Below are 21643 nucleotides of genomic sequence, written 5' to 3' on the forward strand. Positions count from 1 at the left end.
CCCCACCCCGCTCGCGCGGTGCGCGAGCGACCCTCCCCCTCCAGGGGAGGGTAAGAGCTACGCCGGCGGATTCACCTCGGCGCTCTCGCGGCCGAGGTCGCGCTCGCGCAGATAGATGTAGAACCCGGCGCCGATGATGATGGCGGCGCCGACGATGGTGGCGACTTCAGGCACGTCGCCGAACACGACGAAGCCGAAGATCACGGCCCAGACGATCATCGAATATTGGTAGGGCACCACGACGCTGGCCGGCGCGAGCTTCAGCGAGCGGTTGACGCAGAACAGCGCGGTGACCGAGACGCATCCCGCCAGCGCGAAGATCACGAGGCTGCCCGATGTCGGTGGCACCCAGTGAAATGCTGAGAGCACGGCACCCAGCGAAAACGTGCCGATGAATTGCGAGGACGCCATCACGATGTCGGGCGTCTTGCGCAGGCTGCGCGTGATCAGCATTAGCGTTGCGAAGGAGAGACTGCCGCCGAGCGCGATGAGCGCCGGCAGGCTGACGGTCTGTGCGGACGGGCGCAGCGCGATCAAGACGCCGCAGAAGCCGATCAGGATCGCGGTCCAGCGCCGCCAGCCGACCTTCTCGCCCAGAAAGATCGCCGACATCGCGGTGACGAAGATCGGACCGGCGAGATAATAGGTGATGACGTCGGCGAGCGGCAGATAGACGGTCGCGAGAAAGAAGGCAGCCACTTCCAGCGTCGACAGCACGACGCGAAACAGCTGCAACCCCGGCCGCTCCAGCTGCAGGAATTGGTGACGCTGCTTCCAGACCAACGGCGACAGCAAGAGCAGCGCCGCGCAGGCGCGCAGGAACAGGAGCTGCCCCACCGAATAGGTGCCGACGAGGAACTTGCCCATGGCATCGCCGAACGAGAACATGAAGATCGACAGCACCATCAAGGCGATGCCGGCCAGCCGCGCCGAGCGGTCGTCATAGGCGGAGAGATTCTTGAAGAAGGGCATTGCTGTCGTTCGTGGAAGACCCGTCATTGCGAGGAGCTCTTGCGACGAAGCAATCCAGACTGTTTCCACGGAGGCAAGTCTGGATTGCTTCGCTTCGCTCGCAATGACGAGCGGAGGAAGCATCGAAAAACGGCGAGTAGTGTCGCTTCGGTCGTTTTAATGACGCAGGCGCGCTGGACAAGCCCACTTCCGCCGAATTGAACGGATTGTCGCACTCTTCGCATCGCGGTAGCGATAGAACTCATACCGACGAAAGGAAGCGGCATGACCGATTTCGATCCCTCCCGGCATCGCATGATCCCAACGCAACGCTGGTTTGAGGATTTCGTCCTCGGCGAGCGTTTCGTGCTGCCGAGCCGCACCCAGACCTCCGCCGTGTTCGCGGCGTTCCAGACCGCGAGCGGCGACACCCATCCGGTGCACTATGACGTGGAATATTGCCGCGCCCGCGGCATGCCGCATCTGCTCGCCCACGGCTTCCAGACCTTGATCCACACCGCGCCCGGTGCCGGCCTGTTTCCGTTCATGGTCGAGGAATCCTTGGTCGGCTTCCTCGAGCAGTCAAGCCGGTTTCTCAAGCCCGTGTTCGCCGACGACACCATCTATCCCGCGCTCGAAGTCACCGAGCTGGTGCCGGGTCGCACGACCGGCGTCGTCACGCTCAAAAGCACCGTGTTCAACCAGCGCAAGGAGCTGGTGCTGGAGGGCACGCAGAAATTCCTGATCCGGAAAAGGCCCGCAGGTTAAGCACGCCCCAAAATCGCGGAATTTCCGCCGATGCACGGGTCAATTCGGGTTGCCGGGCCGGGCGAGCTGGCCTACCTATGGCCCATGAAATTCCTCGACGAAGCAAAGGTCTATATCCGCTCCGGTGACGGCGGGAACGGCTGCGTGGCGTTCCGCCGCGAGAAGTTCATCGAATTCGGCGGCCCCTCCGGCGGCAATGGCGGCCGCGGCGGCAATGTGATCATCGAGGTCGCCGATGGGCTCAACACGCTGATCGACTATCGCTACCAGCAGCATTTCAAGGCCCAGAAGGGCGAGAACGGCATGGGCTCGGACCGCCACGGCGCCAACGGCAAGAACATCGTGCTGAAAGTCCCCGTCGGCACCCAGATCTTCGACGAGGACCGTGAGACGCTGATCCATGACTTCACCAAGGTCGGCGAAAAATTCGTGCTGGCCGAGGGCGGCAATGGCGGCTTCGGCAACGCGCATTTCAAATCGTCGACCAACCGTGCGCCGCGCAACGCCAATCCCGGCCAGGTGGGCGAAGAGCGCTGGATCTGGCTGCGGCTGAAATTGATCGCTGATGCGGGCGTCGTCGGCCTGCCCAATGCCGGCAAGTCGACCTTCCTCAGCAAGGTCAGCGCGGCAAAGCCGAAGATCGCCGACTATCCCTTCACCACGCTGCATCCGCAGCTCGGCGTCGTGAATGCCGACGGCCGCGAATTCGTGCTGGCGGACATTCCGGGTCTCATCGAAGGCGCGCATGAAGGCGCCGGCCTCGGCGACCGCTTCCTCGGCCATGTCGAACGCTGCCGCGTGCTGCTGCATCTCGTTGATGCGACGAGCGAGCACGCCGGCAAAGCCTACAAGACGGTGCGGACGGAGCTGGAGGCCTATGGCGGCCAGCTCACCGACAAGATCGAGATCGTCGCGCTCAACAAGATCGACGCGGTCGAGCCGGACGAATTGAAGAAGCAGAAGGACCGCCTGAAGCGCGCCGCCAAGAAGACGCCGCTGCTGCTCTCCGGCGTGACCGGCCAGGGCGTCAAGGAAGCGCTGCGCGCGCTGGCCGACGTGATCGGCGAGAGCCCGGTCTCCGCCAAGGCCAAGAGCGCCGCCGAAGCGGAGCCGTGGTCGGCTTAATGGTCGTCCCGGCGAAAGCCGGGACCCATACCGCGTGATCTATCGGTTGCAGACGCTCGTAGTACCGAAAGACGAGTCTTCGCCAAACTTCTCCCTGGGATTATGGGTCCCGGCCTTCGCCGGGACGACGTCGGAATGTACGGCTGCACGCACGCGCATCACTGCCAGTTGCCATCGCGCCTCCAATATCGCAGCATCAAACAATCAAGAAACAACAGGGATGACGCATGGCGTGCGCGAAGAACGTTCTCTGGATCATGTGCGACCAGCTTCGCTATGACTACCTCGGCTGCACCGGCCATCCCACGCTGAAGACACCCAACATCGACGCTATGGCCAAGCGTGGCGTACTCTTCAGCAAGGCCTACGTGCAGTCGCCGATCTGCGGCCCGTCGCGGATGTCGTTCTATACCGGGCGCTACATGCGCTCGCACGGCTCGCACTGGAACGGCTGGCCGCTGCGTGTCGGCGAGCCCACGCTCGGCGATCACCTGGGCAAGATCGGCGTGCGCAACGTGCTGGTCGGCAAGACCCATATGGCGCCTGACCTCGAGGGCATGAAGGCGCTCGGCATCCCCCCGGAGTCGATCATCGGCGTGCATGTCGCCGAATGCGGCTTTGAACCCTACGAGCGTGACGACGGCCTGCATCCGACCGGCCGGCCACGGCCGAAATACGACGAATATCTGCGGAAGCAGGGCTTTGAGGCCACCAATCCCTGGGAGCATTGGGCCAATTCCGGCGCGGCGGACGATGGTAGCTTGCAGAACGGGTGGCTGCTGGTGCATGCCGACAAGGCCGCGCGCGTGCCGGATGAACACTCCGAGACGCCCTACATGACGCGGCGTGCGATGGACTTCATCAGCGAGGCTGAGACGGACGGCAGGCCGTGGTGCCTGCATCTGTCCTACATCAAGCCGCACTGGCCCTATATCGCGCCCGAGCCCTATGCGAGCATGTATTCGACTGATGACATGATCCCGGTGATCCGCTCCGAGCGCGAGCGGCAGAACCCGCATCCGGTGTTCGGCGCCTATATGGACATGCGCTACTCCCGCAACATGGCGCGCGATGATGCCCGCGAGAAGGTGATCCCGACCTATATGGGCCTGATCACCCAGATCGACGACCAGATGGGCGTGCTGATGAAGTTTCTGGAGGCGCGCGGCCTCTTGGAAACAACCATGATCGTGTTCACCTCCGATCACGGCGACTATCTCGGCGATCACTGGATGGGCGAGAAGGACCTGTTCCACGAGCAGTCAGCCAAGATTCCACTGATCATCATCGATCCGTCGCAAGAAGCTGACGCCACCCGCGGCACGCGCAGTGATGCGCTGGTGGAAGCGATCGATCTCGCGCCGACCTTCGTTGATTATTTCGGCGGCAAGGTGCCCGGCCACATCCTTGAAGGGCGCTCGCTGCTGCCGCTGCTGCGCGGCCCGACGCCACCAGATTGGCGCAAGGTGGCGTTCTCCGAATACGACTACGCCATGCAGGATGTGCGGCTGAAGCTGAACCAGCCGATCGAGCGCTGCCGCCTGTTCATGGTGTTCGACGGCCGCTGGAAATACATCCACGCCTCCGGCTTCCGCCCGATGCTGTACGACCTCGAAACCGATCCGGACGAGTTTTTGGATCGCGGCGACGATCCTGATTGCGGCGCGATCGTCGCGCGGTTGCAGGCCGAGCTGTTCGACTGGGCACTGCATCCGAACGACCACATCACCACCCCGCGCGAGAAGATCGCCGCCTATGCGGATAACCAGCTGCAGGTGAAAGGCGGCATTCTGATCGGCATCTGGGACGAAGCCGAGCTTGCCGCGATCAAGCACGGCATCGCGCAGCGCGCGAAGATGTAGAGGCGCTCTTTGCCTCTCCCCGCTTGCGGGGAGAGGCCGGATCGCATCGCGAGATGCGATCCGGGTGAGGGGGACTCTCACGCGTGTCCAACTCTCACCGGCCCCGCGGAGACTCCCCCTCACCCCAACCCTCTCCCCGCAAGCGGGGAGAGGGAGAAGCCTCAGTTCTCGATCTTGTATCCCGTCGCCTTCACGATCGGTTGCCACAACGCGATGTTCGCTGCGAGCTCCTTCGTCAATCCTTCCGGCGTGGACCCGACCGGAATGAGCCCGATCGCGGTGAGCTTCTCCTTCACCTCGGGCTTGGCGAGCGCGGCACTTGCGGCGGCGCCGAGCTTGCTGGCGAACTCCGGCGGACTGCCGGCCGGAAGCCACATGCCATACCAGGCGTCCGCGACGAGATCGATGCCGCTCTCCCTCAGCGTCGGAACGTCTGGCGCAAACGGCGATCGTTCCGCGCTCGCGACCGCGATGATCTTCACGCCCTTGGCGCGATGTTGCGGCAGAGCGTCGGCCAATGTCGTGATGCCGAACGAGATGTGGCCGCCGACGATGTCGTTGAGGATAGGCGCGCTGCCGCGGTAGGGCACGCGGGTCAGGGGAATGCCGAGATCCTTCTCGAGCTTGGAGCCCATGAAATGCGGGATGGTGCCATTGCTCGGCACCCCGAACGAGGTCTTGACCGGATGCGCCTTGAGCCAAGCCACGAAACTCTTGAAATCGGTTGCGTCGACCGCCGGGTTGATCACCAGCGCAAATTCGAACCGCGCCAGCAGCGACACCGGCATGAAGTCCTTGGCCGTATCGAAGCTCGGTGTCGTCTCCACCATCGGCAGCAGATACATGGTCGGCCCCGTCGTCACCAGCACCATGCTGCCGTCGGGACTGCCACCCTTCACGGCCTTGATGCCGATCAGGCCGTCGCCGCCGGTGCGGTTCTCGACCACGACGGTCCGTTGCAACGCTGGCGCCATCTCCTGCGCGATCAGCCGGCACAGCGTGTCGCCGCCAGCTCCCGCTGCGAACGGGAAGATGACCTTTGTGAGCCCGGCCTGCGCTTGCGCCCCACCCGCCTGCGCCAGCAGCGGCAGCCCCAAGCATCCGGCCATGAATTTGCGGCGATCCATTCGCGTCTTCTCCAGCCCATTATTTGTTGGCGGCATTAGAACCGGGCCGTTGCCCAAGACAAGAGCCGTTTACCATCCGCCCGCCTTGCGCCGGCCATCGTCCTGCTGCAAAAGCAGGCCTACCGGCGCCGCTTCTCGCTCCGCCGTTTCCAATGCAGAGCAGATCGTCCAAGCGCGTCATGGCCAGCCCCGAACTCAGTCAATTCCGTCGTATCGTCGTCAAGGTCGGCTCCGCGCTGCTGGTCGATTCCGACAGGGGCGAGGTGCGGGCGTCCTGGCTGGCTGCGCTGGCGGACGACATGGCAAAACTGCACCGCGAAGGCCGCGACGTGCTGGTCGTCTCCTCAGGCTCGATCGCGCTCGGCCGCAGCCGCCTCAAATTGCCGCGCGGTCCGCTGAAGCTGGAGGAGAGCCAGGCCGCCGCCGCGGTCGGCCAGATCGCGTTGGCGCGGATTTGGTCGGAGGTGCTCGGGGCGCACGACATCGGCGCCGGCCAGATCCTGGTGACGCTCCAGGACACCGAAGAGCGCCGCCGTTACCTCAATGCGCGCTCCACCATCGGCAAGCTGCTGGAGTGGCGCGCGATTCCCGTGATCAACGAGAACGACACGGTCGCCACCAACGAGATCCGCTATGGCGACAATGATCGCCTCGCCGCGCGCGTCGCCACCATGGCGAGCGCCGACCTCCTGGTGCTGCTCTCCGACATTGACGGCCTCTACGACGCCCCGCCCAAGGACAACCCGAACGCAAAGCTGATTCCGGTGGTCGAGAGCATCTCCTCGGAGATCGAGGGGGTGGCGGGAGATGCCGAGTCCGAGCTGTCGCGCGGCGGCATGCGCACCAAGGTCGAGGCAGCCAAGATCGCCACGACAGGCGGCACGCATATGCTGATCGCCTCCGGCAAGATCGAACATCCGTTGCAGGCGATCGCCGATGGCGGCCGCTGCACCTGGTTCCTGACGCCGGCCAATCCCATCACCTCGCGAAAACGCTGGATCGCGGGCACGCTGGAACCGAAGGGCACGCTGACCATCGATGCCGGCGCGGTGACGGCGCTACGCGCCGGCGCCAGCCTGCTGCCGGCCGGCGTGATCAAGGTCGAGGGCCAGTTTGCCCGCGGTGATGCCGTGATCGTGCGCGGTCCCGACGCCAGCGAGGTCGGGCGTGGCCTGATCGCCTATGACGCCGAGGTCGCCGAGCGAATTAAGGGCCGCTCCTCCCCGGACGTGATGGCCATCCTCGGCATCAGCGGGCGGTCAGAGATGATCCACCGCGACGACCTGGTGGTGGGGGGATAGACGACGGCTGCTACTGCATGTCGTCAGCGCCGATGTCCTGACGGCCGTGCATGACGCGGATGATCTCGACGCCATCGGGTGTGGGTACGTAGAAAATCAGATAGTTGCCGACCGGAAAGCTACGCAATTCGGCACGCAATTCGCTGCGATCGCGACCGGCAAACGGCGTCTCTGCCAGCATATTGAAAGTTGCATCGATGCGATCGAGCAGCGTGTCGGCCGCTCGCGGATTGTCTGTGGCGATGTAGTCCCAGATCGCCGTAAGGTCGATCTCTGTCTGCGGACTCTTAAGCGGTCTTTTTGCCATTCTTGGCCGCCAGACGTTTCCGACCCTCTGACTTGATCCGCTCGAACATATCGCCAACCTCTTCCATAGGCCCGCTGTCAAAACCCTTCTGGATTTCGGCGCGCAGCGCCTCCAGCTTGGCCTTGCGCTGCTCCTCGCGTTCTTCAACCAAGCGAAGGCCCTCGCGCATGACCTCGCTTGCGGTCGCGTAGCGGCCACTCTCGACCAGATTGTCGATCAGATCCTCGAAATGCTTGCCAATGCTATAGCTACTCGCCATTTGCGGGCTCCGTTATCGAATAATGATATTTATTGATATTCTAGCCGCCTGCAAGGAATGCTTCGGACTTTCGGTCCAATTGGGCCATCGACCGAGCTGCCAGCGCGAACCGGGTCTGCCATACCCTCCCCGCCCTTCGCAGACGCGGGATTTCCGTGCTAGGACACTGCCTTAGCAGAAGGTTGACCCCATGGCCGCCCCCCTCAAAGCCGTCGACGGCAATGCCGATCTCCAGACGCTGATGTCCGATCTCGCCGCCAAGGCCCGAGCCGCCGCGCGGGTGCTGGCGCTGGCGCCGCCGGAGCAGAAGAACCGGGCGCTGGAAGCCATGGAGCGGGCAATCCGCGGCAACGCGGCGGCGATCCTCGCCGCCAACGCCGAGGACGTCGCCGAGGCCCGCGCCTCCAGCAATGCGACCTCCGCCTTCATCGACCGCCTGACGCTGACACCGGCGCGCGTCGAAGGCATGGCCGAGGGCATCGGCATCGTGCGCGGCATTGCCGATCCGATCGGTGTCGTCACCGAGAGCTGGCAACGGCCCAACGGCATGACCATCGAGCGCGTGCGCGTGCCGCTCGGCGTCGTCGGCGTGATTTTCGAGAGCCGGCCGAACGTTGCGGCGGACGCCGGCGTGCTGTGCCTGAAGTCCGGCAATGCCGTGATCCTGCGTGGCGGCTCCGACAGTTTCCGTTCCTGCCGCGCCATCCATGAGTGCCTGGCGCAAGGCCTGCGCGAAGCGGGCCTGCCTGAGGCCGCGATCACGCTGGTGCCGACGCGCGACCGCGCAGCGGTCGGCATGATGCTATCAGGGTTGAACGGCGCCATCGACGTGATCGTGCCGCGCGGGGGCAAGAGCCTCGTCGCGCGCGTCGAGCAGGAAGCGCGCGTGCCGGTGTTCGCGCATCTCGAAGGCGTCAACCACGTCTATGTCGACGGCAGCGCCGATCTCGCCATGGCGAAGTCGATCGTGCTCAACGCCAAAATGCGCCGCACCGGTGTCTGCGGCGCCGCCGAGACGCTGCTGGTCGATCGCGCGGGAGCCGCAAGGAGCCTGAAGCCGCTGGTGGAGATGCTGATCGAGGCGGGCTGCGAAGTGCGCGGCGACGATGCCGTGCAGAAGACCGATGCGCGCGTAAAGCCTGCCAGCGAAGACGATTGGGACACCGAATATCTCGATGCGATCATCGCAGCGAAAGTGGTCGACGGCGTCGACGGCGCCATCGCGCACATCCAGAATCACGGCTCGCATCACACCGACGCCATCGTGAGCGCGGATGAGGCCGCCGCAAACAAATTCCTGAGCGAGGTCGATTCCGCAATCGTGCTGCACAACGCCTCGACGCAGTTTGCCGATGGCGGCGAGTTCGGCTTCGGCGCCGAGATCGGCATCGCCACCGGCCGCTTCCATGCCCGCGGCCCTGTCGGCGCCGAACAGTTGACGAGCTTCAAATATCGCGTTCGCGGCACCGGGCAGACGCGGCCGTAAGCAACGTCGCGGGGCGGGTATTGAGCAACACATTCGTCGTGCCGCATTTCGTGGCGCAAGCGGTCCCGCCCCATACGGAGGGCATGCGCATCGGCTTGCTCGGCGGTTCGTTCAACCCGCCGCATCAGGCCCATCGCGCCATCAGCCAGTTCGCGCTGAAGCGATTGCAGCTCGATCGCGTCTGGTGGCTGGTGACGCCGGGCAATCCGCTCAAGGAGAACGGCGCATTGCAGGAACTCGGCGCGCGCATGCGGGCGGCGCGCGCGGTCGCCAACGATCCCAGGATCGAGGTGAGCTGTCTCGAATCCGTCATTCGTACCCGCTATACTATCGACACGATCAACATCTTGCGCCGCCGCTTCTCTGGCTTGCGCTTTGTCTGGATTATGGGCGCCGACAACCTCGCTCAATTCCACCGTTGGCAGGACTGGCGGCGCATCGCCGCCCAGGTGCCGATGGCAATCATCGATCGCCCGCCGCAGAGTTTTCGCGCCCTCGCCTCGCCCGCAGGCCAAGCGCTATCGCGCTACCGCCTGCCCGAGGACAAGGCAGCACTGCTTGCGGACCTGCCGGCGCCGGTCTGGGTGTTTTTGACCGGATTGAAGCTGAATCTCTCCTCGACGGGCCTGCGGAACCCGGACGGGAGCTGGAAAGGTACGAAGTGAGAAAGGTACGAAGTGAGACGGAGTGTGTGGATTTGGGGCTCTCTGGCATATTGAAAGCCTTAACCCCACATGATGTAGTGTAACCAGTGAGCGTCGGATTCGGCGTTCGCGATACAGTGAAAGGAATGGTCCCTGGCCACATCTGTATTGTCCAAGTCTGTTTTACCCAAGGTTGCTAAGCCTACGCGTAAAACATCGACCAAAGCTGCGGCCTTGAAGGCGCAACCCGACGCCGACAAGACGCTGAGCCTGATCCTCTCCCGCCTCGAGGACATGAAGGCGGAAGAGACGGTCACCATCGACCTTCGCGGCAAATCGACGTACTCCGACTACATGATCGTCACCACCGGCCGGGTGAACCGGCACGTCGGCGCGATCGCGGACAACGTCACGAAGGGCCTCAAGGAAAACGGCATCAAGAACATCCATGTCGAGGGCTTGCCCAATTGCGACTGGGTGCTGATCGATTCCGGCGATGTGATCGTGCACGTGTTTAGACCCGAGGTCCGCGAGTTCTACAATCTCGAGCGATTGTATACGCAGGGCCCAGGGGCGGCGAAGGCGATCTAGGCTCACTGAGCCGATTTCGAATCGGCTGACGCGCATGGTAGCGTCGTGCGCGCGCCTGATGCGCGCGACCCTGAAACACGACGCTGAAGCCATCATGCGTGTTGCTATCATTGCCGTGGGCCGGCTGAAGCAGGGCCCCGAACGGGAGCTTGCCGACCGCTATTTCGAGCGGTTCGAGGAGGCCGGCCGCAAGCTCGGATTCCGCGAGCTCACCGTCCACGAAATCCCGGAAAGCCGTGCGCGCGACTCCGCGACGCGGATGGCCGAAGAAGCCGCGGCGATAAGCGCGCATATTCCGGAAAAGTCGATCCTGGTGGCGCTGGACGAGCGCGGCCAGAATCTGGATTCCACCGTATTCGCACGGCATCTCGGGCGCTGGCGCGACGAGGGTGCCGGACATACTATCTTCGTGATCGGAGGGGCGGACGGACTTTCGCCCGAATTGCGCCGTAAGGCCAAGCTCGCGATCGCGTTCGGCTCTGCGACCTGGCCGCACCAAATGGTCCGCGTCATGCTTCTGGAACAGCTTTATCGGGCCGCCACCATTCTGGCCGGCCACCCCTATCACCGCGCGTGATGCGCGTCATAACGAGCACCTTTGCCGACAAGATGCGAGCGCCGCTCCTCAACCTGTTGCTGATCACTGGCCTCGCCGGCGTAAGCCTCGCGCAAGCTCAGACGGCGACGCCGCCGCAGACCGCGGCCGTCTCGCCCGATGCGATCAAGCAGCGTGAGCAGGAGCTCGAGGCCGCCCGCGCCAGGCAGAAAAGCGCCGAGGAAGCGCAGGCCAAGCTCAAGGCCGAGATCACCGCGCTCGGTCAGGACCGCACTCAGCTCAACCAGCAGCTGATCGACACCGCCGCCAATGTGCGCTCCGTCGAGACCAAGATCGACGAAGCCGAAGCCCGGCTGCGAAATCTCAACGGCCGCGAGCAACAGATGCGCGCCTCGCTCGATTCGCGCCGCGCCGACATCGTCGAAGTGCTGGCCGCCTTGCAGCGCGCCGGCAGGCGCACGCCACCGGCGCTGCTGGTGCGGCCCGAAGATGCGCTGCAATCCCTGCGCACCGCGATGCTGCTCGGCGCGGTTGTGCCGGAGTTGCGCGGCCGCGCCGAAGCGATCGCCGGCGAGCTCGGCGAGCTCGTGGCGCTGCGCAAGAACATCGCCAGCGAACGCGACCAGCTCGCCCTGGACCGCGACAGGGTCCGCAACGACCAGAGCCGGCTCACGGCTTTGGTCGATGAGCGGCAGCGTCAGCAGGCGGCGCGGGAAAAGGACCTCGACGCCGAGAATTCGCGCGCGATCATGCTGTCAAAGCAGGTCGGTGATCTCCAGGGCCTGATCACCAAGATGGAGCAGGATCTGCAAAGCGCCGCCAAGGCTGCTGAGAAGGCGGCCGAGGCGGCCAAGCAGGCCGAGGCAAAGGCGGCTGCCAGTGCCAATACCAGCGCCAAGTCTGGTCCGGCCGCTTTCAAGGACCGGTCCCGGACCGCGCCCGCGATTGCCTTCGCGTCGACCAAGGGGCTCCTGCCTCTTCCGGTTAACGGTAACAAGATCAGGGATTTTGGCGGTTCCGATGGGGTCGGCGGGGTCCAGAAGGGCATTTCGCTGGCGACCAAGCCAGGCTCCCAGGTCACAACGCCGTGTGACGGCTGGGTGGTCTATGCCGGCCCCTTCCGCAGCTATGGACAACTCTTGATCCTTAACGCTGGTGGCGGGTATCATGTCCTGATCGCCGGGATGGAGCGCATTTCGGTCAACATCGGACAGTTTGTGCTCACGGGGGAGCCGGTCGCGACCATGGGGTCGACATCTCAAGTCGCCTCCATTCTCGCCACGAACGCGAGTCAACCTGTGCTCTATGTCGAGTTCCGTAAGGACGGCACTCCAGTCGATCCAGGCCCATGGTGGGCCGCAAATGAAGGCGAGAAGGTTCGCGGATGATGCGCAAGACTTCAGTAATCCTCCTCAGCGCAGCCACCGGCGCGGCGCTGACGCTGTTCGTGACCCAGCCGCGCGCGGTGTTCATGGGCTCCAGCGCGCGAGCCGCCACCGCGGACACCTATCGCCAGCTCAATCTGTTCGGCGACGTCTTCGAGCGCGTGCGCTCCGACTATGTCGAGAAGCCCGATGACACCAAGCTGATCGAATCCGCGATCAGCGGCATGCTCACCGGCCTCGATCCGCATTCGAGCTACATGGACGCCAAGAGCTTCCGCGACATGCAGGTGCAGACCCGCGGCGAGTTCGGCGGTCTCGGCATCGAGGTCACGATGGAAGACGGCCTGATCAAGGTGGTCTCGCCGATCGACGACACGCCGGCCTCGCGCGCCGGCATCATGGCCAACGACATCATCACCAATCTCGACGACGAGGCGGTGCAGGGCCTGACCCTGAACCAGGCGGTCGAGAAGATGCGCGGTCCGGTCAACACCAAGATCAAGCTCAAGATCATCCGCAAGGGCCAGGACAATCCGCTCGACGTCACGCTGGTGCGCGACAACATCCGCGTCCGCTCGGTGCGCGCGCGCGTCGAAGCCGACGACATCGCCTATATCCGCATCACCACCTTCAACGAGCAGACCACCGAAGGCCTGAAGCGTGAGGTCACCAATCTCTCGAACCAGATCGGCGACAAGCTGAAGGGCTACATCATCGACCTCCGCAACAATCCGGGCGGCCTGCTGGAGGAAGCGGTCACCGTCTCCGATTCCTTCCTGGAGAAGGGCGAGATCGTCTCGACCCGCGGCCGCAATGCCGAGGAGACCCAGCGCCGCACCGCGCATGCGGGCGACCTGACCAAGGGCAAGCCGGTCATCGTGCTGGTCAATGGCGGCTCGGCCTCGGCGTCGGAAATCGTCGCCGGCGCGCTGCAGGACCACAAGCGCGCGACCATCGTCGGCACGCGCTCGTTCGGCAAGGGCTCGGTGCAGACCATCATTCCGCTCGGAAGCGGCAACGGCGCGCTGCGGCTGACCACGGCGCGCTACTACACGCCGTCGGGCAAGTCGATCCAGGCCAAGGGCATCGTGCCCGACATCGAAGTGCTTCAGGACGTGCCGGACGAGCTGAAGTCCCGCACCGACACCAAGGGCGAAGCGTCGCTGCGCGGCCACCTCAAGAACGACGGCGACGAGAAGACCGGCTCGCAGTCCTACGTCCCGCCGGATGCCAAGGACGACAAGGCGCTCAAGCTCGCCGACGATTTGCTCCACGGTATCAAGAACAGCGCCTCAGCCGCGCCCACGCCGGGCGGCGACAAGGCCGCCGCCGACAAGCCCAAAGCGGCGAACTAGAATCGGCTTAGACGAATCTCTCGCAAAGGGCGGCTGCAGGAAGCCGCCCTTTTTGCTTGGAACTTAGGCCCGTGGCCCCGGAGGAGCGACGCTTCCTAACCTCTCCCGCTTGCGGGAGAGGTCGCGCCGAAGGCGCGGGTGAGGGCTTTCGCCTCTGGGGGAGTCTCTCTGCGGAGACACCCTCTCCCCAACCCTCTCCCGCGAGCGGGAGAGGGGGCGCACCTGCGTTGTGGGTGCAGCCGATTCGATTACGCATCCCCGGCCTATCCCGGCCTGCCGCCGCTTGACCTCGGCGTGGTATCGTCATTGCGAGTGATTCGGGATCGCGCATGACTGAAACGGCCGATGATCTGAGCGCCCCGCTCGGACAGGACAAGCCGCGCCGGAAAGGCCGGCTGCGGCTGCCGTTCACGGCCATGCAGCTGCTCGCCGTCCTGCTTCTCCTGTTCCTGGTCACATTTGCCGGCTTCGCCATCTTCAACAAGGACCCGCTCGGCGGCGAGCCGATGACGCGGATCGCGATCCGCGAGCCCAAGGCAACGGACGAAAAGCCGGTGGCCTCGGGCCACGCCGGCGAAAGCAGGCAGGAGGGCAAGCACGAGACCAAGGAGGCGCCGAAGCAGGCCGCTCCCGGTGAGCAGAAGACCGTCACCATGATCGACGGCTCCACCGGCGCCCGCCACGATGTGGTGATCGGCGCCGGCGAGGCCACCGACAAGGGCGGGGCGGCTTCAGCACCGCCGCCTGTCATGGCCGGGATCGATCCAAAACTGCTGGAGAAGTCGCGCTACGGCATGATCCCGGTGGTCGCAGGCGACATGAAGCCGTTCAACGTCTACGCGGCCGATGCCGACCGCGCCAAGGCTGCCAAGATGCCGGTGGTCGCCATCGTGATCGGCGGCCTCGGCGTCGGTGCCGCCAAGACCACCGATGCGATCATGAAGCTGCCGCCGGCGGTGACGCTGGCCTTCACACCCTACGGATCCGACCCCGGCAAGCTCGCCGAGCGGGCGCGCGCCCAGCATCACGAGATCTTCCTCCAGATCCCGATGGAGCCCTACGACTTCCCCGACAACGATCCCGGACCGCAGACGCTGCTGACCTCGCTCAGCACCGACCAGAACATGGACCGCCTGTACTGGCACCTGAGCCGGATGCAGGGTTATGCCGGCCTCACCAATTTCATGGGCGCCCGCTTCATCGCGACCGAGCCGGCCATGCAGCCGATCATCCGCGAGGCGGCCAAGCGCGGGCTTGGCTTCTTCGACGACGGCTCCTCGCCGCGCAGCATCGCGCCCCAGGCCGCGGCCAACCAGGCGATGCCGTTCGGCAAGGGCGACATCGCGATCGACGTGGTGCCGACCCCGACCGAGATCGACCGCGCCCTGAACAAGCTCGAAGCGACGGCGCGCGAGCGCGGCATCGCCGTCGGCACCGCCTCGGCCCTGCCGGTCTCGATCGAGCGCATCGGTGCCTGGACCAAGACTTTGGGCGACCGGGGTATCCTTTTGGTGCCATTGACAACTGCGATGCTGAAATCAAAATCCAGCTAAATCAACGAATTGGTACGGCACGGGTCCCCCGCGGGGCCGCTTCAGGCCCTACCGACAACAGCATGCGAGGGGTCTGGCGGAATGGCGCGTTACGAGGATCTGCCCTACCGGACCTGCGTCGGTGTGATGCTGATCAACACGAAGGGACTGGTGTTCATCGGCCGCCGCGCCGGCGGCATCGAGCATGTCGACGACGCCCATGTCTGGCAGATGCCGCAGGGCGGCGTCGATCCCGGCGAGGACACCTGGGAAGCCGCCAAGCGCGAACTCTATGAAGAGACCAGCGTGCGCTCGGTCGAGCGGCTCGGCGAGGTTCCGGACTGGCTCATTTACGACATTCCGCGCACGGTCGCCGGACGCGCCTGGAAGGGCCGCTACCGCGGCCAGCGCCAGAAATGGTTCGCAGTGCGGTTCACCGGCAAGGACAGCGAGATCAATGTCGAGAAGCCCGGCGGCGGCGGCCACAAGGCCGAGTTCGTGAGCTGGCGCTGGGAGCCGATGAAGAACCTCCCCGGATTGATCATCCCGTTCAAGCGCCCGGTCTATGAGCGCGTGGTGAAGGAATTTTCCGCGCTGGCGGATCAGTAAATCAAATTGTCTCGCCGGGTTCGGTGCTAAAGGCACCGCCGGAGTGACAACGAGAGATCCACGCGTGACCGATGAAAAACCCTACCGCCCCAACGTGGGAATCGCCCTGTTCAATGCCGACGGCCGTGTGCTGATCGGCCACCGCTTCAAGGGCGACGGGCCCGAGATCATCCTGCCGGGCCTCGACTGGCAGATGCCGCAGGGCGGCGTCGACGACGGCGAGAATCTGCGCGATGCGGCGATGCGCGAGCTCTGGGAGGAGACCAACGTGGTCAGCGCCGACTATCTCGGCGAGACCGACTGGTTCACCTATGAATTCCCGCCTTACGACGGACCGCAGACGCACCGGCTGGCGAAATTCCGCGGCCAGCGTCAAAAGTGGTTCGCGCTGCGCTTCACCGGCAAGGACGACGAGATCGATCCGCTGACGCCGCGCAACGGCCAGCCGGCGGAGTTCGACGCCTGGCGCTGGGAGCGCCTCGACCGTGTCGCCAGCCTCGTGGTGCCGTTCCGCCGCGACGTTTATCGCGCCGTGGCAGAGCAGTTTGCGACGTTCGGAAACTAAAACTGCGAAATCAACCCCATGCACAGTAGCGATGTGCTTGATATGTGGAGAGAATAATCTGCGGCGGGGTGCGATTGGCGGAGCCCATGAACGCCAACCTCTCCCGCTTGCGGGAGAGGTTGGATCGCGAAGGCGATCCGGGTGAGGGCTTTCTCCTCTTAGGGATTGTCTCTTTGCGGATGCACCCTCTCCCCAGCCCTCCCCCGCAAGCGTAGGGCTATCGCATTTGGATTTCACGAGGACTATCTGCGGGCTTGCTCGGCCTCTCCCGCTTTCGGGAGAGGCCGACGCGCTCGCAGAGCGCGGCGGGTGAGGGCTCTCGCCACACAGGGACATCCTCCTCAATCCTCAACAATCCCGGCGCGGAGACACCCCCACCCCAGCCCTCCCCGCAAGCGGGAGAGGGAGCCCAGTGCCGATGCCGCCGCATCGTGCGCACCATATGCGATAGCCCTACCCGCAAGCCGGGGAGCGGGCGCATCTCGCTCGCGGGTAGCAATCGGGCCTAAGCGCCACAGGCCTTAATTGATCGGCCCCACCGTGAACGGGCCGATCGCGATGACGTGGCAATCGCTGTCGCGCTTGGCGCAATCGGCGAGCGCGGAATTGACGGCGGTCTGCTCGTCGGCGGCCTTGAGGCCGAGACCCGGGCGGCCGGCGGTGCCGACCGCGACCGCGTTCCAGCCCATGGTGTCCGTGAGCTTGCGCATGACCTCGCCGCGCGCATCCGCCACGATCGAGGCATTGGAGGCGGCGTTGAAGAAGCCGGTGATCCTGAACAGGGTCGGGATCGGCACGACGAAATTGTCGTCGATCGCGACGACCAGGCAGGCAACGCCAGCGATGGCGCCGCACGATTCCAGGGAACGCCGCGCCGCGTCGTCGGCCGATGCGGCGCCCAGCACCATGAAATATTGTCCGCCCGGCCCGAGCGCGACCGAGCGGGATTTCGCGGCCGGTACGAACATGTTCTCGAGCCGGACTTTCTGGGGATCGCGCACCATCGGAAAGTCTTTCGACGCGAACGGCCGCTCGGTCATGGCGTCGTGCCGCACGAAGGGCTGTGATGGCATCGGCGGCTTGCCATGCGCATAAACGATGGTGTTGCCGACCGCATAGAGCTCGCAGCGCCGCGGCGATTGCGCGGCGTCGGCGCGCTTCTGGCACTGCTCGACCGCCATGTTGCGCGCGGCCTCTTCGTTCGGCTGGTTCAACGCCGAGCCGGTGAAGCCGCCGACATTGAGCGCGAAGGCCTTGTAGTCGGCGGCGGCGGAATAGTCGCCAGCAAGGTAATTGCGAACACGCTCGTTGATGAAGGGCACGCTCTCGGCAGGAAATTTGCCTGATATCGGCGAAGCCGAAGGTGACGGTGCCGGCATCGGCGCCATCGCGGCGCCGGCATTCGGCGGTGTCATCGGTGTCTTCGCCATTTGCGTCGGCATCGGGCTCGTCGCCGTCGCATTTGCAGTCGGAGCTGCACCGGGCGTCGCGGCAGGCGCTGCGATGCTCGCCGTCTGCTTGAGCTTGGTGTTGTAGAGAAAGCCGCTGACGCCGATGGCGACGATCGAGACGACGGCGACCACCAGCGGCCACATCCACACGGGCGCGGCGGCCAGCTTGGAGGCCGGCTTCTTCAGCTGCGGTTTCGCGTAGGTCCCGTCCTCGCGCCGCATCGCCACCATGTAGGCGTGCACCGGCGTCGGGATGTTCTTAACCTCCTGGGCACCGATATCGGCGAACTGGACCGACAGCTTGTTGGCGACCTGCTCGTGCACGGCGCGGGAGACGCAGATGCCGCCGACCTCGGCGAGGCCTTCCAGCCGCGCCGCGATGTTGACGCCGTCCCCCAAGAGATCGCCGTCGCGCTCGACCACGTCGCCGATGGTGATGCCGATGCGGAACGACATCTGCCGGCTCGGCGGATAGGCCAAGTTGCGGGTCCGCAAGCTCTCCTGGATGTCGATGGCGCAGCGCACCGCGTCGACCGCGCTCGGGAATTCCGCCAGCACGGCATCGCCCGCCGTGTTGAAGATGCGCCCGCCCGACTTGGCGATGAAATCGTCGACGACCTCGCGATAGGAGGCGAGACGCCGCAGCGTCTCCTCCTCGTCTTCCGCGACCAGTCTCGAGTAACCGGCAATATCGGCTGCGAAAATCGCTGCGATCTTGCGTTTCATCTGCCCAGCCCCGGAACAAATTCGCGGGCGCAGAATGCCGTTATCGGCGACGCGGTGCAACAAAGTTCAGCGCCCGCCACGGGTGTGACGAGCGCTGAGTTGATTCGGGAATTTTGAGCTTGAGCCCCGGAGCGGTGCCCCGGGGCTTAGTGCATAGCCGTGGTGCCGATCACGTTCTGGATGGTCTTGTAATGGTCGAGCCGCTCGATGGCGTGATCAAGCTCAGAGCCTTCCTTCTCGGCAAGCTTTGCTTCCATTTCGGCAATCGTCTCGGCGAACTGCGCGCGATCGATCTCCTGGATCGAGGTGGCAACGTCGGCGAGCACCGTGAGGCGGTTCTCCGAAACTTCGGCGAGGCCGCCGAGCACGATCATCTTTTGATGCGTGCCGCCCGTGGTGATGGTGAGAATGCCGGGACGAACCGCAGCCACCACCGGCGCGTGTCCGGCGAGCACGCCGAAATCACCCTCGGCGCCGGGAATATCGACCTGATCGACCTCGCCGGAGAAGGCGAGCTTTTCGGGAGAGACGAGATCGAAGTGGAAGGTGGCCATGAAGAACCTGCGAATGGTGAGTAGCGAATAGCGGGTAGCGAACTGGGAGCAGCGGACTATTCGCTACTCCCCATTCGCCATTCGCTTCTTAAGCCGCTTCAGCGGCCAGCTTCTTGCCCTTCTCGACGGCTTCTTCGATGGTGCCGACCATGTAGAAGGCAGCTTCCGGCAGGTGGTCATATTTGCCTTCGCAGAGGCCGCGGAAGCCCTTGATGGTGTCCGCGAGCTCGACGAACTTGCCCGGCGATCCGGTGAAGACTTCGGCGACGTGGAACGGCTGCGACAGGAAGCGCTCGATCTTGCGGGCGCGCGCCACCGTCAGCTTGTCCTCTTCCGACAGCTCGTCCATGCCGAGAATGGCGATGATGTCCTGCAGCGACTTGTAGCGCTGCAGCACCTGCTGGACCATACGGGCGGTCTGGTAGTGCTCTTCGCCGACGACGAGCGGCGAGAGCATGCGCGAGGTCGAGTCGAGCGGATCCACCGCGGGGTAGATGCCCTTTTCCGAGATCGCGCGCGACAGCACGGTGGTGGCGTCCAAGTGCGCGAACGAGGTCGCGGGCGCCGGGTCGGTCAAGTCGTCGGCCGGCACGTAGATGGCCTGCACCGAGGTGATCGAGCCCTTCTGCGTGGTGGTGATGCGCTCCTGCAGCGCGCCCATGTCGGTGGCGAGCGTCGGCTGATAACCCACCGCCGAAGGAATACGACCGAGCAGCGCCGACACTTCCGAGCCGGCCTGGGTGAAGCGGAAGATGTTGTCGACGAAGAACAGCACGTCCTGGCCCTGGTCACGGAAGTGCTCGGCGACGGTCAGACCGGTGAGGCCGACGCGGGCGCGGGCGCCCGGCGGCTCGTTCATCTGGCCGAACACCAGCGCGCATTTCGACTTCACGCTCGGATCCGGATTGTGCGGATCGGCGTTGACCTTGGACTCGATGAACTCGTGATAGAGGTCGTTGCCCTCGCGGGTACGCTCGCCGACGCCGGCGAACACCGAGTAACCACCATGCGCCTTGGCGACGTTGTTGATCAGTTCCTGAATCAGCACGGTCTTGCCGACGCCGGCGCCGCCGAACAGGCCGATCTTGCCGCCCTTGGCGTAGGGCGCGAGCAGGTCGACGACCTTGATGCCGGTGACGAGAATTTCAGCTTCCGTCGACTGGTCGGTATAGGTCGGCGCTTCCTGGTGGATGGCGCGAGTGCCCTCCGACTTGATCGGGCCAGCCTCGTCGATCGGCTCGCCGATGACGTTCATGATGCGGCCCAGCGTACCGGCACCCACGGGCACCGAGATCGGCTGACCGGTGTCGGTCACTTCCTGGCCGCGCACCAGACCTTCGGTGGCGTCCATCGCGATCGTGCGGACGGTCGATTCGCCGAGGTGCTGCGCGACTTCGAGCACCAGGCGGTTGTTGCCGTTCTTGGTCTCCAGCGAGTTGAGAATGGCCGGCAGGTGGCCTTCGAACTGCACGTCGACGACGGCGCCCATGACCTGGGTGACGCGACCGATCTGGGTGGCTGCTGTAGCCATTTACTGTCTCCTTCGATCCGAATTTCGTGTCCGGTCAGACTGCTTCTGCGCCGGAGATGATTTCGATGAGTTCCTTGGTGATCTGAGCCTGACGCGTGCGGTTGTAGACCAGCGTCTGCTTGCGGATCATTTCGCCAGCGTTGCGGGTGGCGTTGTCCATCGCCGACATCTGCGCACCGTAGAACGAAGCGTTGTTCTCGAGCAGGGCACGGAAGATCTGCACCGCGAGATTGCGCGGCAACAGGCGGGCGAGGATCTCGTCCTCCTCCGGCTCGTATTCGTAAGCCGTCGTGGTGGCGGCAGCGCTTTCCTCGACCACCAGCGGGATGATCTGTTGGGCGGTCGGGACCTGTGCGATCACCGACTTGAAACGCGAATAGAACAGCGTGCAGACGTCGAACTCACCGGCGTCGAAACGGGCCAGCACCTTCTTGGCGATGTCCTCGGCATTGACGAAGCCGAGCTGGCGAACGCTGCGCAGGTCGAGATGCTCGACGATCTGCTTTTCGAACAGGCGGCGGAGCTGCTCGTAGCCCTTGCGGCCGACGCAGAAGATTTTGACTTCCTTGCCCTGCGCGATCAGCGACTGCGCGTGCTCGCGCGCGAGACGCACGATCGAGGAGTTGAAGGCGCCCGACAGGCCTCGTTCGCCGGTGCAGACCAGCAGAAGATGAACCTGGTCCCTGCCGGTGCCGGCAAGCAGCTTGGGCGCGCCGGGCGAACCGGCGGCGGCGCCGGCGATGTTACCGATCACCGCGCTCATCTTGTCGGCATAGGGACGCGCCGCTTCCGCGGCGGTCTGTGCGCGGCGCAGCTTGGAGGCCGCGACCATCTGCATGGCCTTGGTGATCTTTTGCGTCGCCTTGGTGGAGGCGATGCGCACCCGCATGTCTTTAAGTGACGCCATTCTTCGTTCACCCCGGCGGTTCGATCGCTTGGATCAAGCCGCTAGCCTATC

The 21643-nt window shown here is 64.7% G+C and carries 21 protein-coding genes; 13 read left to right on the forward strand and 8 right to left on the reverse strand.

From position 1 onward, the window contains the following. Nucleotides 1-57 precede the first annotated feature (57 nt). Nucleotides 58-972, reverse strand: coding sequence for a DMT family transporter (locus AAE027_RS34820; RefSeq protein WP_370990218.1), 915 nt, complete (start codon nt 970-972; stop codon nt 58-60). A 264-nt stretch (nt 973-1236) separates the two neighbouring features. Between AAE027_RS34820 and AAE027_RS34825 the strand changes: the two genes are divergently transcribed. From AAE027_RS34825 to AAE027_RS34835, 3 genes are all read left to right on the forward strand, one after another. Beyond that, nucleotides 1237-1719, forward strand: a complete 483-nt coding sequence (locus AAE027_RS34825; protein ID WP_370990219.1) for a MaoC family dehydratase — start codon at nt 1237-1239, stop codon at nt 1717-1719. Between the two features lie 84 nt (nt 1720-1803). Further along, nucleotides 1804-2844 carry a GTPase ObgE gene (gene obgE, locus AAE027_RS34830; RefSeq protein WP_091893209.1) on the forward strand — a complete coding sequence of 347 codons (1041 nt, stop codon included), beginning with the start codon at nt 1804-1806 and terminating at the stop codon, nt 2842-2844. 227 nt (nt 2845-3071) lie between these two features. Then, nucleotides 3072-4706, forward strand: a complete 1635-nt coding sequence (locus AAE027_RS34835; RefSeq protein WP_370990220.1) for an alkaline phosphatase family protein — start codon at nt 3072-3074, stop codon at nt 4704-4706. 161 nt (nt 4707-4867) lie between these two features. On the opposite strand, the gene AAE027_RS34840 is transcribed toward AAE027_RS34835, so the two are convergent. Then, nucleotides 4868-5833 (reverse strand): Bug family tripartite tricarboxylate transporter substrate binding protein, encoded by a 966-nt coding sequence (locus AAE027_RS34840; protein WP_370990221.1) that lies wholly within the window; start codon nt 5831-5833, stop codon nt 4868-4870. 179 nt (nt 5834-6012) lie between these two features. Here AAE027_RS34840 and proB point away from each other — a divergent pair, with 179 nt between their 5' ends. After that, a complete protein-coding gene (proB, locus tag AAE027_RS34845) occupies nt 6013-7134 on the forward strand; it encodes a glutamate 5-kinase (RefSeq protein WP_370990222.1) in 1122 nt (373 codons plus the stop codon). A 10-nt stretch (nt 7135-7144) separates the two neighbouring features. Here the strand turns inward: proB and AAE027_RS34850 are convergent, their stop codons facing one another. Continuing rightward, nucleotides 7145-7441, reverse strand: a complete 297-nt coding sequence (locus AAE027_RS34850; RefSeq protein WP_370990223.1) for a type II toxin-antitoxin system RelE/ParE family toxin — start codon at nt 7439-7441, stop codon at nt 7145-7147. Further along, nucleotides 7422-7700: a type II toxin-antitoxin system ParD family antitoxin gene (locus tag AAE027_RS34855; protein ID WP_370990224.1), complete on the reverse strand. Its 279-nt coding sequence runs from the start codon at nt 7698-7700 to the stop codon at nt 7422-7424. The genes AAE027_RS34850 and AAE027_RS34855 overlap by 20 nt, the downstream gene beginning before the upstream one ends. 190 nt (nt 7701-7890) lie before the next feature. Between AAE027_RS34855 and AAE027_RS34860 the strand changes: the two genes are divergently transcribed. The 9 genes from AAE027_RS34860 (at nt 7891) to AAE027_RS34900 (ending at nt 16423) form a co-directional block, all read left to right on the forward strand. Beyond that, complete coding sequence (locus AAE027_RS34860) at nt 7891-9186, forward strand: glutamate-5-semialdehyde dehydrogenase (protein WP_370990225.1); 1296 nt, start codon at nt 7891-7893, stop codon at nt 9184-9186. A gap of 20 nt (nt 9187-9206) precedes the next feature. Then, nucleotides 9207-9851, forward strand: a complete 645-nt coding sequence (locus tag AAE027_RS34865; protein ID WP_370990226.1) for a nicotinate-nucleotide adenylyltransferase — start codon at nt 9207-9209, stop codon at nt 9849-9851. Nucleotides 9852-10064: 213 nt separating this feature from the next. Beyond that, a complete protein-coding gene (gene rsfS / locus AAE027_RS34870; protein ID WP_128942457.1) occupies nt 10065-10421 on the forward strand; it encodes a ribosome silencing factor in 357 nt (118 codons plus the stop codon). A gap of 94 nt (nt 10422-10515) precedes the next feature. Then, nucleotides 10516-10998, forward strand: coding sequence for a 23S rRNA (pseudouridine(1915)-N(3))-methyltransferase RlmH (gene rlmH / locus AAE027_RS34875; protein WP_370990227.1), 483 nt, complete (start codon nt 10516-10518; stop codon nt 10996-10998). Between the two features lie 32 nt (nt 10999-11030). Beyond that, nucleotides 11031-12365, forward strand: a complete 1335-nt coding sequence (locus tag AAE027_RS34880; RefSeq protein ID WP_370990251.1) for a murein hydrolase activator EnvC family protein — start codon at nt 11031-11033, stop codon at nt 12363-12365. After that, the gene (locus tag AAE027_RS34885) at nt 12362-13717 is read left to right on the forward strand and encodes a S41 family peptidase (protein WP_128930672.1); all 1356 of its coding nucleotides are present in this window, start codon (nt 12362-12364) and stop codon (nt 13715-13717) included. Before AAE027_RS34880 ends, AAE027_RS34885 begins: the two co-directional genes overlap by 4 nt. Before the next feature lie 329 nt (nt 13718-14046). Beyond that, nucleotides 14047-15270, forward strand: coding sequence for a divergent polysaccharide deacetylase family protein (locus tag AAE027_RS34890; RefSeq protein WP_370990228.1), 1224 nt, complete (start codon nt 14047-14049; stop codon nt 15268-15270). Between the two features lie 81 nt (nt 15271-15351). Continuing rightward, nucleotides 15352-15858, forward strand: coding sequence for an RNA pyrophosphohydrolase (locus AAE027_RS34895; protein WP_091893128.1), 507 nt, complete (start codon nt 15352-15354; stop codon nt 15856-15858). A 64-nt stretch (nt 15859-15922) separates the two neighbouring features. Continuing rightward, nucleotides 15923-16423: an RNA pyrophosphohydrolase gene (locus AAE027_RS34900; protein ID WP_370990229.1), complete on the forward strand. Its 501-nt coding sequence runs from the start codon at nt 15923-15925 to the stop codon at nt 16421-16423. 521 nt (nt 16424-16944) lie between these two features. Here the strand turns inward: AAE027_RS34900 and AAE027_RS34905 are convergent. The 4 genes from AAE027_RS34905 to AAE027_RS34920 all read right to left on the reverse strand — a co-directional run bounded on the left by AAE027_RS34905 (nt 16945) and on the right by AAE027_RS34920 (nt 21592). Next, nucleotides 16945-18600 (reverse strand): adenylate/guanylate cyclase domain-containing protein, encoded by a 1656-nt coding sequence (locus AAE027_RS34905; protein ID WP_370990230.1) that lies wholly within the window; start codon nt 18598-18600, stop codon nt 16945-16947. A 146-nt stretch (nt 18601-18746) separates the two neighbouring features. Further along, the gene (locus tag AAE027_RS34910) at nt 18747-19154 is read right to left on the reverse strand and encodes a F0F1 ATP synthase subunit epsilon (RefSeq protein ID WP_091893122.1); all 408 of its coding nucleotides are present in this window, start codon (nt 19152-19154) and stop codon (nt 18747-18749) included. Between the two features lie 88 nt (nt 19155-19242). Beyond that, nucleotides 19243-20685 carry a F0F1 ATP synthase subunit beta gene (gene atpD, locus AAE027_RS34915; RefSeq protein WP_091893120.1) on the reverse strand — a complete coding sequence of 481 codons (1443 nt, stop codon included), beginning with the start codon at nt 20683-20685 and terminating at the stop codon, nt 19243-19245. 34 nt (nt 20686-20719) lie between these two features. Next, nucleotides 20720-21592: a F0F1 ATP synthase subunit gamma gene (locus AAE027_RS34920; protein WP_370990231.1), complete on the reverse strand. Its 873-nt coding sequence runs from the start codon at nt 21590-21592 to the stop codon at nt 20720-20722. Nucleotides 21593-21643 lie beyond the last annotated feature (51 nt).

The sequence above is a fragment of the Bradyrhizobium sp. DN3 genome (assembly GCF_041357655.1).
In the GTDB taxonomy this organism is placed as follows: Bacteria; Pseudomonadota; Alphaproteobacteria; order Rhizobiales; family Xanthobacteraceae; genus Bradyrhizobium.

Coding starts and splice junctions, on each gene's coding strand:
- AAE027_RS34860 (WP_370990225.1), top strand. CDS start 7,891: ATGGCCGCCCCCCTCAAAGCCGTCGACGGCAATGCCGATCTCCAGACG.
- AAE027_RS34855 (WP_370990224.1), bottom strand. CDS start 7,700: ATGGCGAGTAGCTATAGCATTGGCAAGCATTTCGAGGATCTGATCGAC.
- AAE027_RS34820 (WP_370990218.1), bottom strand. CDS start 972: ATGCCCTTCTTCAAGAATCTCTCCGCCTATGACGACCGCTCGGCGCGG.
- AAE027_RS34850 (WP_370990223.1), bottom strand. CDS start 7,441: ATGGCAAAAAGACCGCTTAAGAGTCCGCAGACAGAGATCGACCTTACG.
- obgE (WP_091893209.1), top strand. CDS start 1,804: ATGAAATTCCTCGACGAAGCAAAGGTCTATATCCGCTCCGGTGACGGC.
- AAE027_RS34825 (WP_370990219.1), top strand. CDS start 1,237: ATGACCGATTTCGATCCCTCCCGGCATCGCATGATCCCAACGCAACGC.
- AAE027_RS34835 (WP_370990220.1), top strand. CDS start 3,072: ATGGCGTGCGCGAAGAACGTTCTCTGGATCATGTGCGACCAGCTTCGC.
- atpD (WP_091893120.1), bottom strand. CDS start 20,685: ATGGCTACAGCAGCCACCCAGATCGGTCGCGTCACCCAGGTCATGGGC.
- proB (WP_370990222.1), top strand. CDS start 6,013: ATGGCCAGCCCCGAACTCAGTCAATTCCGTCGTATCGTCGTCAAGGTC.
- AAE027_RS34910 (WP_091893122.1), bottom strand. CDS start 19,154: ATGGCCACCTTCCACTTCGATCTCGTCTCTCCCGAAAAGCTCGCCTTC.
- AAE027_RS34905 (WP_370990230.1), bottom strand. CDS start 18,600: ATGAAACGCAAGATCGCAGCGATTTTCGCAGCCGATATTGCCGGTTAC.
- AAE027_RS34885 (WP_128930672.1), top strand. CDS start 12,362: ATGATGCGCAAGACTTCAGTAATCCTCCTCAGCGCAGCCACCGGCGCG.
- AAE027_RS34895 (WP_091893128.1), top strand. CDS start 15,352: ATGGCGCGTTACGAGGATCTGCCCTACCGGACCTGCGTCGGTGTGATG.
- rlmH (WP_370990227.1), top strand. CDS start 10,516: ATGCGTGTTGCTATCATTGCCGTGGGCCGGCTGAAGCAGGGCCCCGAA.
- AAE027_RS34840 (WP_370990221.1), bottom strand. CDS start 5,833: ATGGATCGCCGCAAATTCATGGCCGGATGCTTGGGGCTGCCGCTGCTG.
- AAE027_RS34920 (WP_370990231.1), bottom strand. CDS start 21,592: ATGGCGTCACTTAAAGACATGCGGGTGCGCATCGCCTCCACCAAGGCG.
- AAE027_RS34880 (WP_370990251.1), top strand. CDS start 11,031: ATGCGAGCGCCGCTCCTCAACCTGTTGCTGATCACTGGCCTCGCCGGC.
- AAE027_RS34890 (WP_370990228.1), top strand. CDS start 14,047: ATGACTGAAACGGCCGATGATCTGAGCGCCCCGCTCGGACAGGACAAG.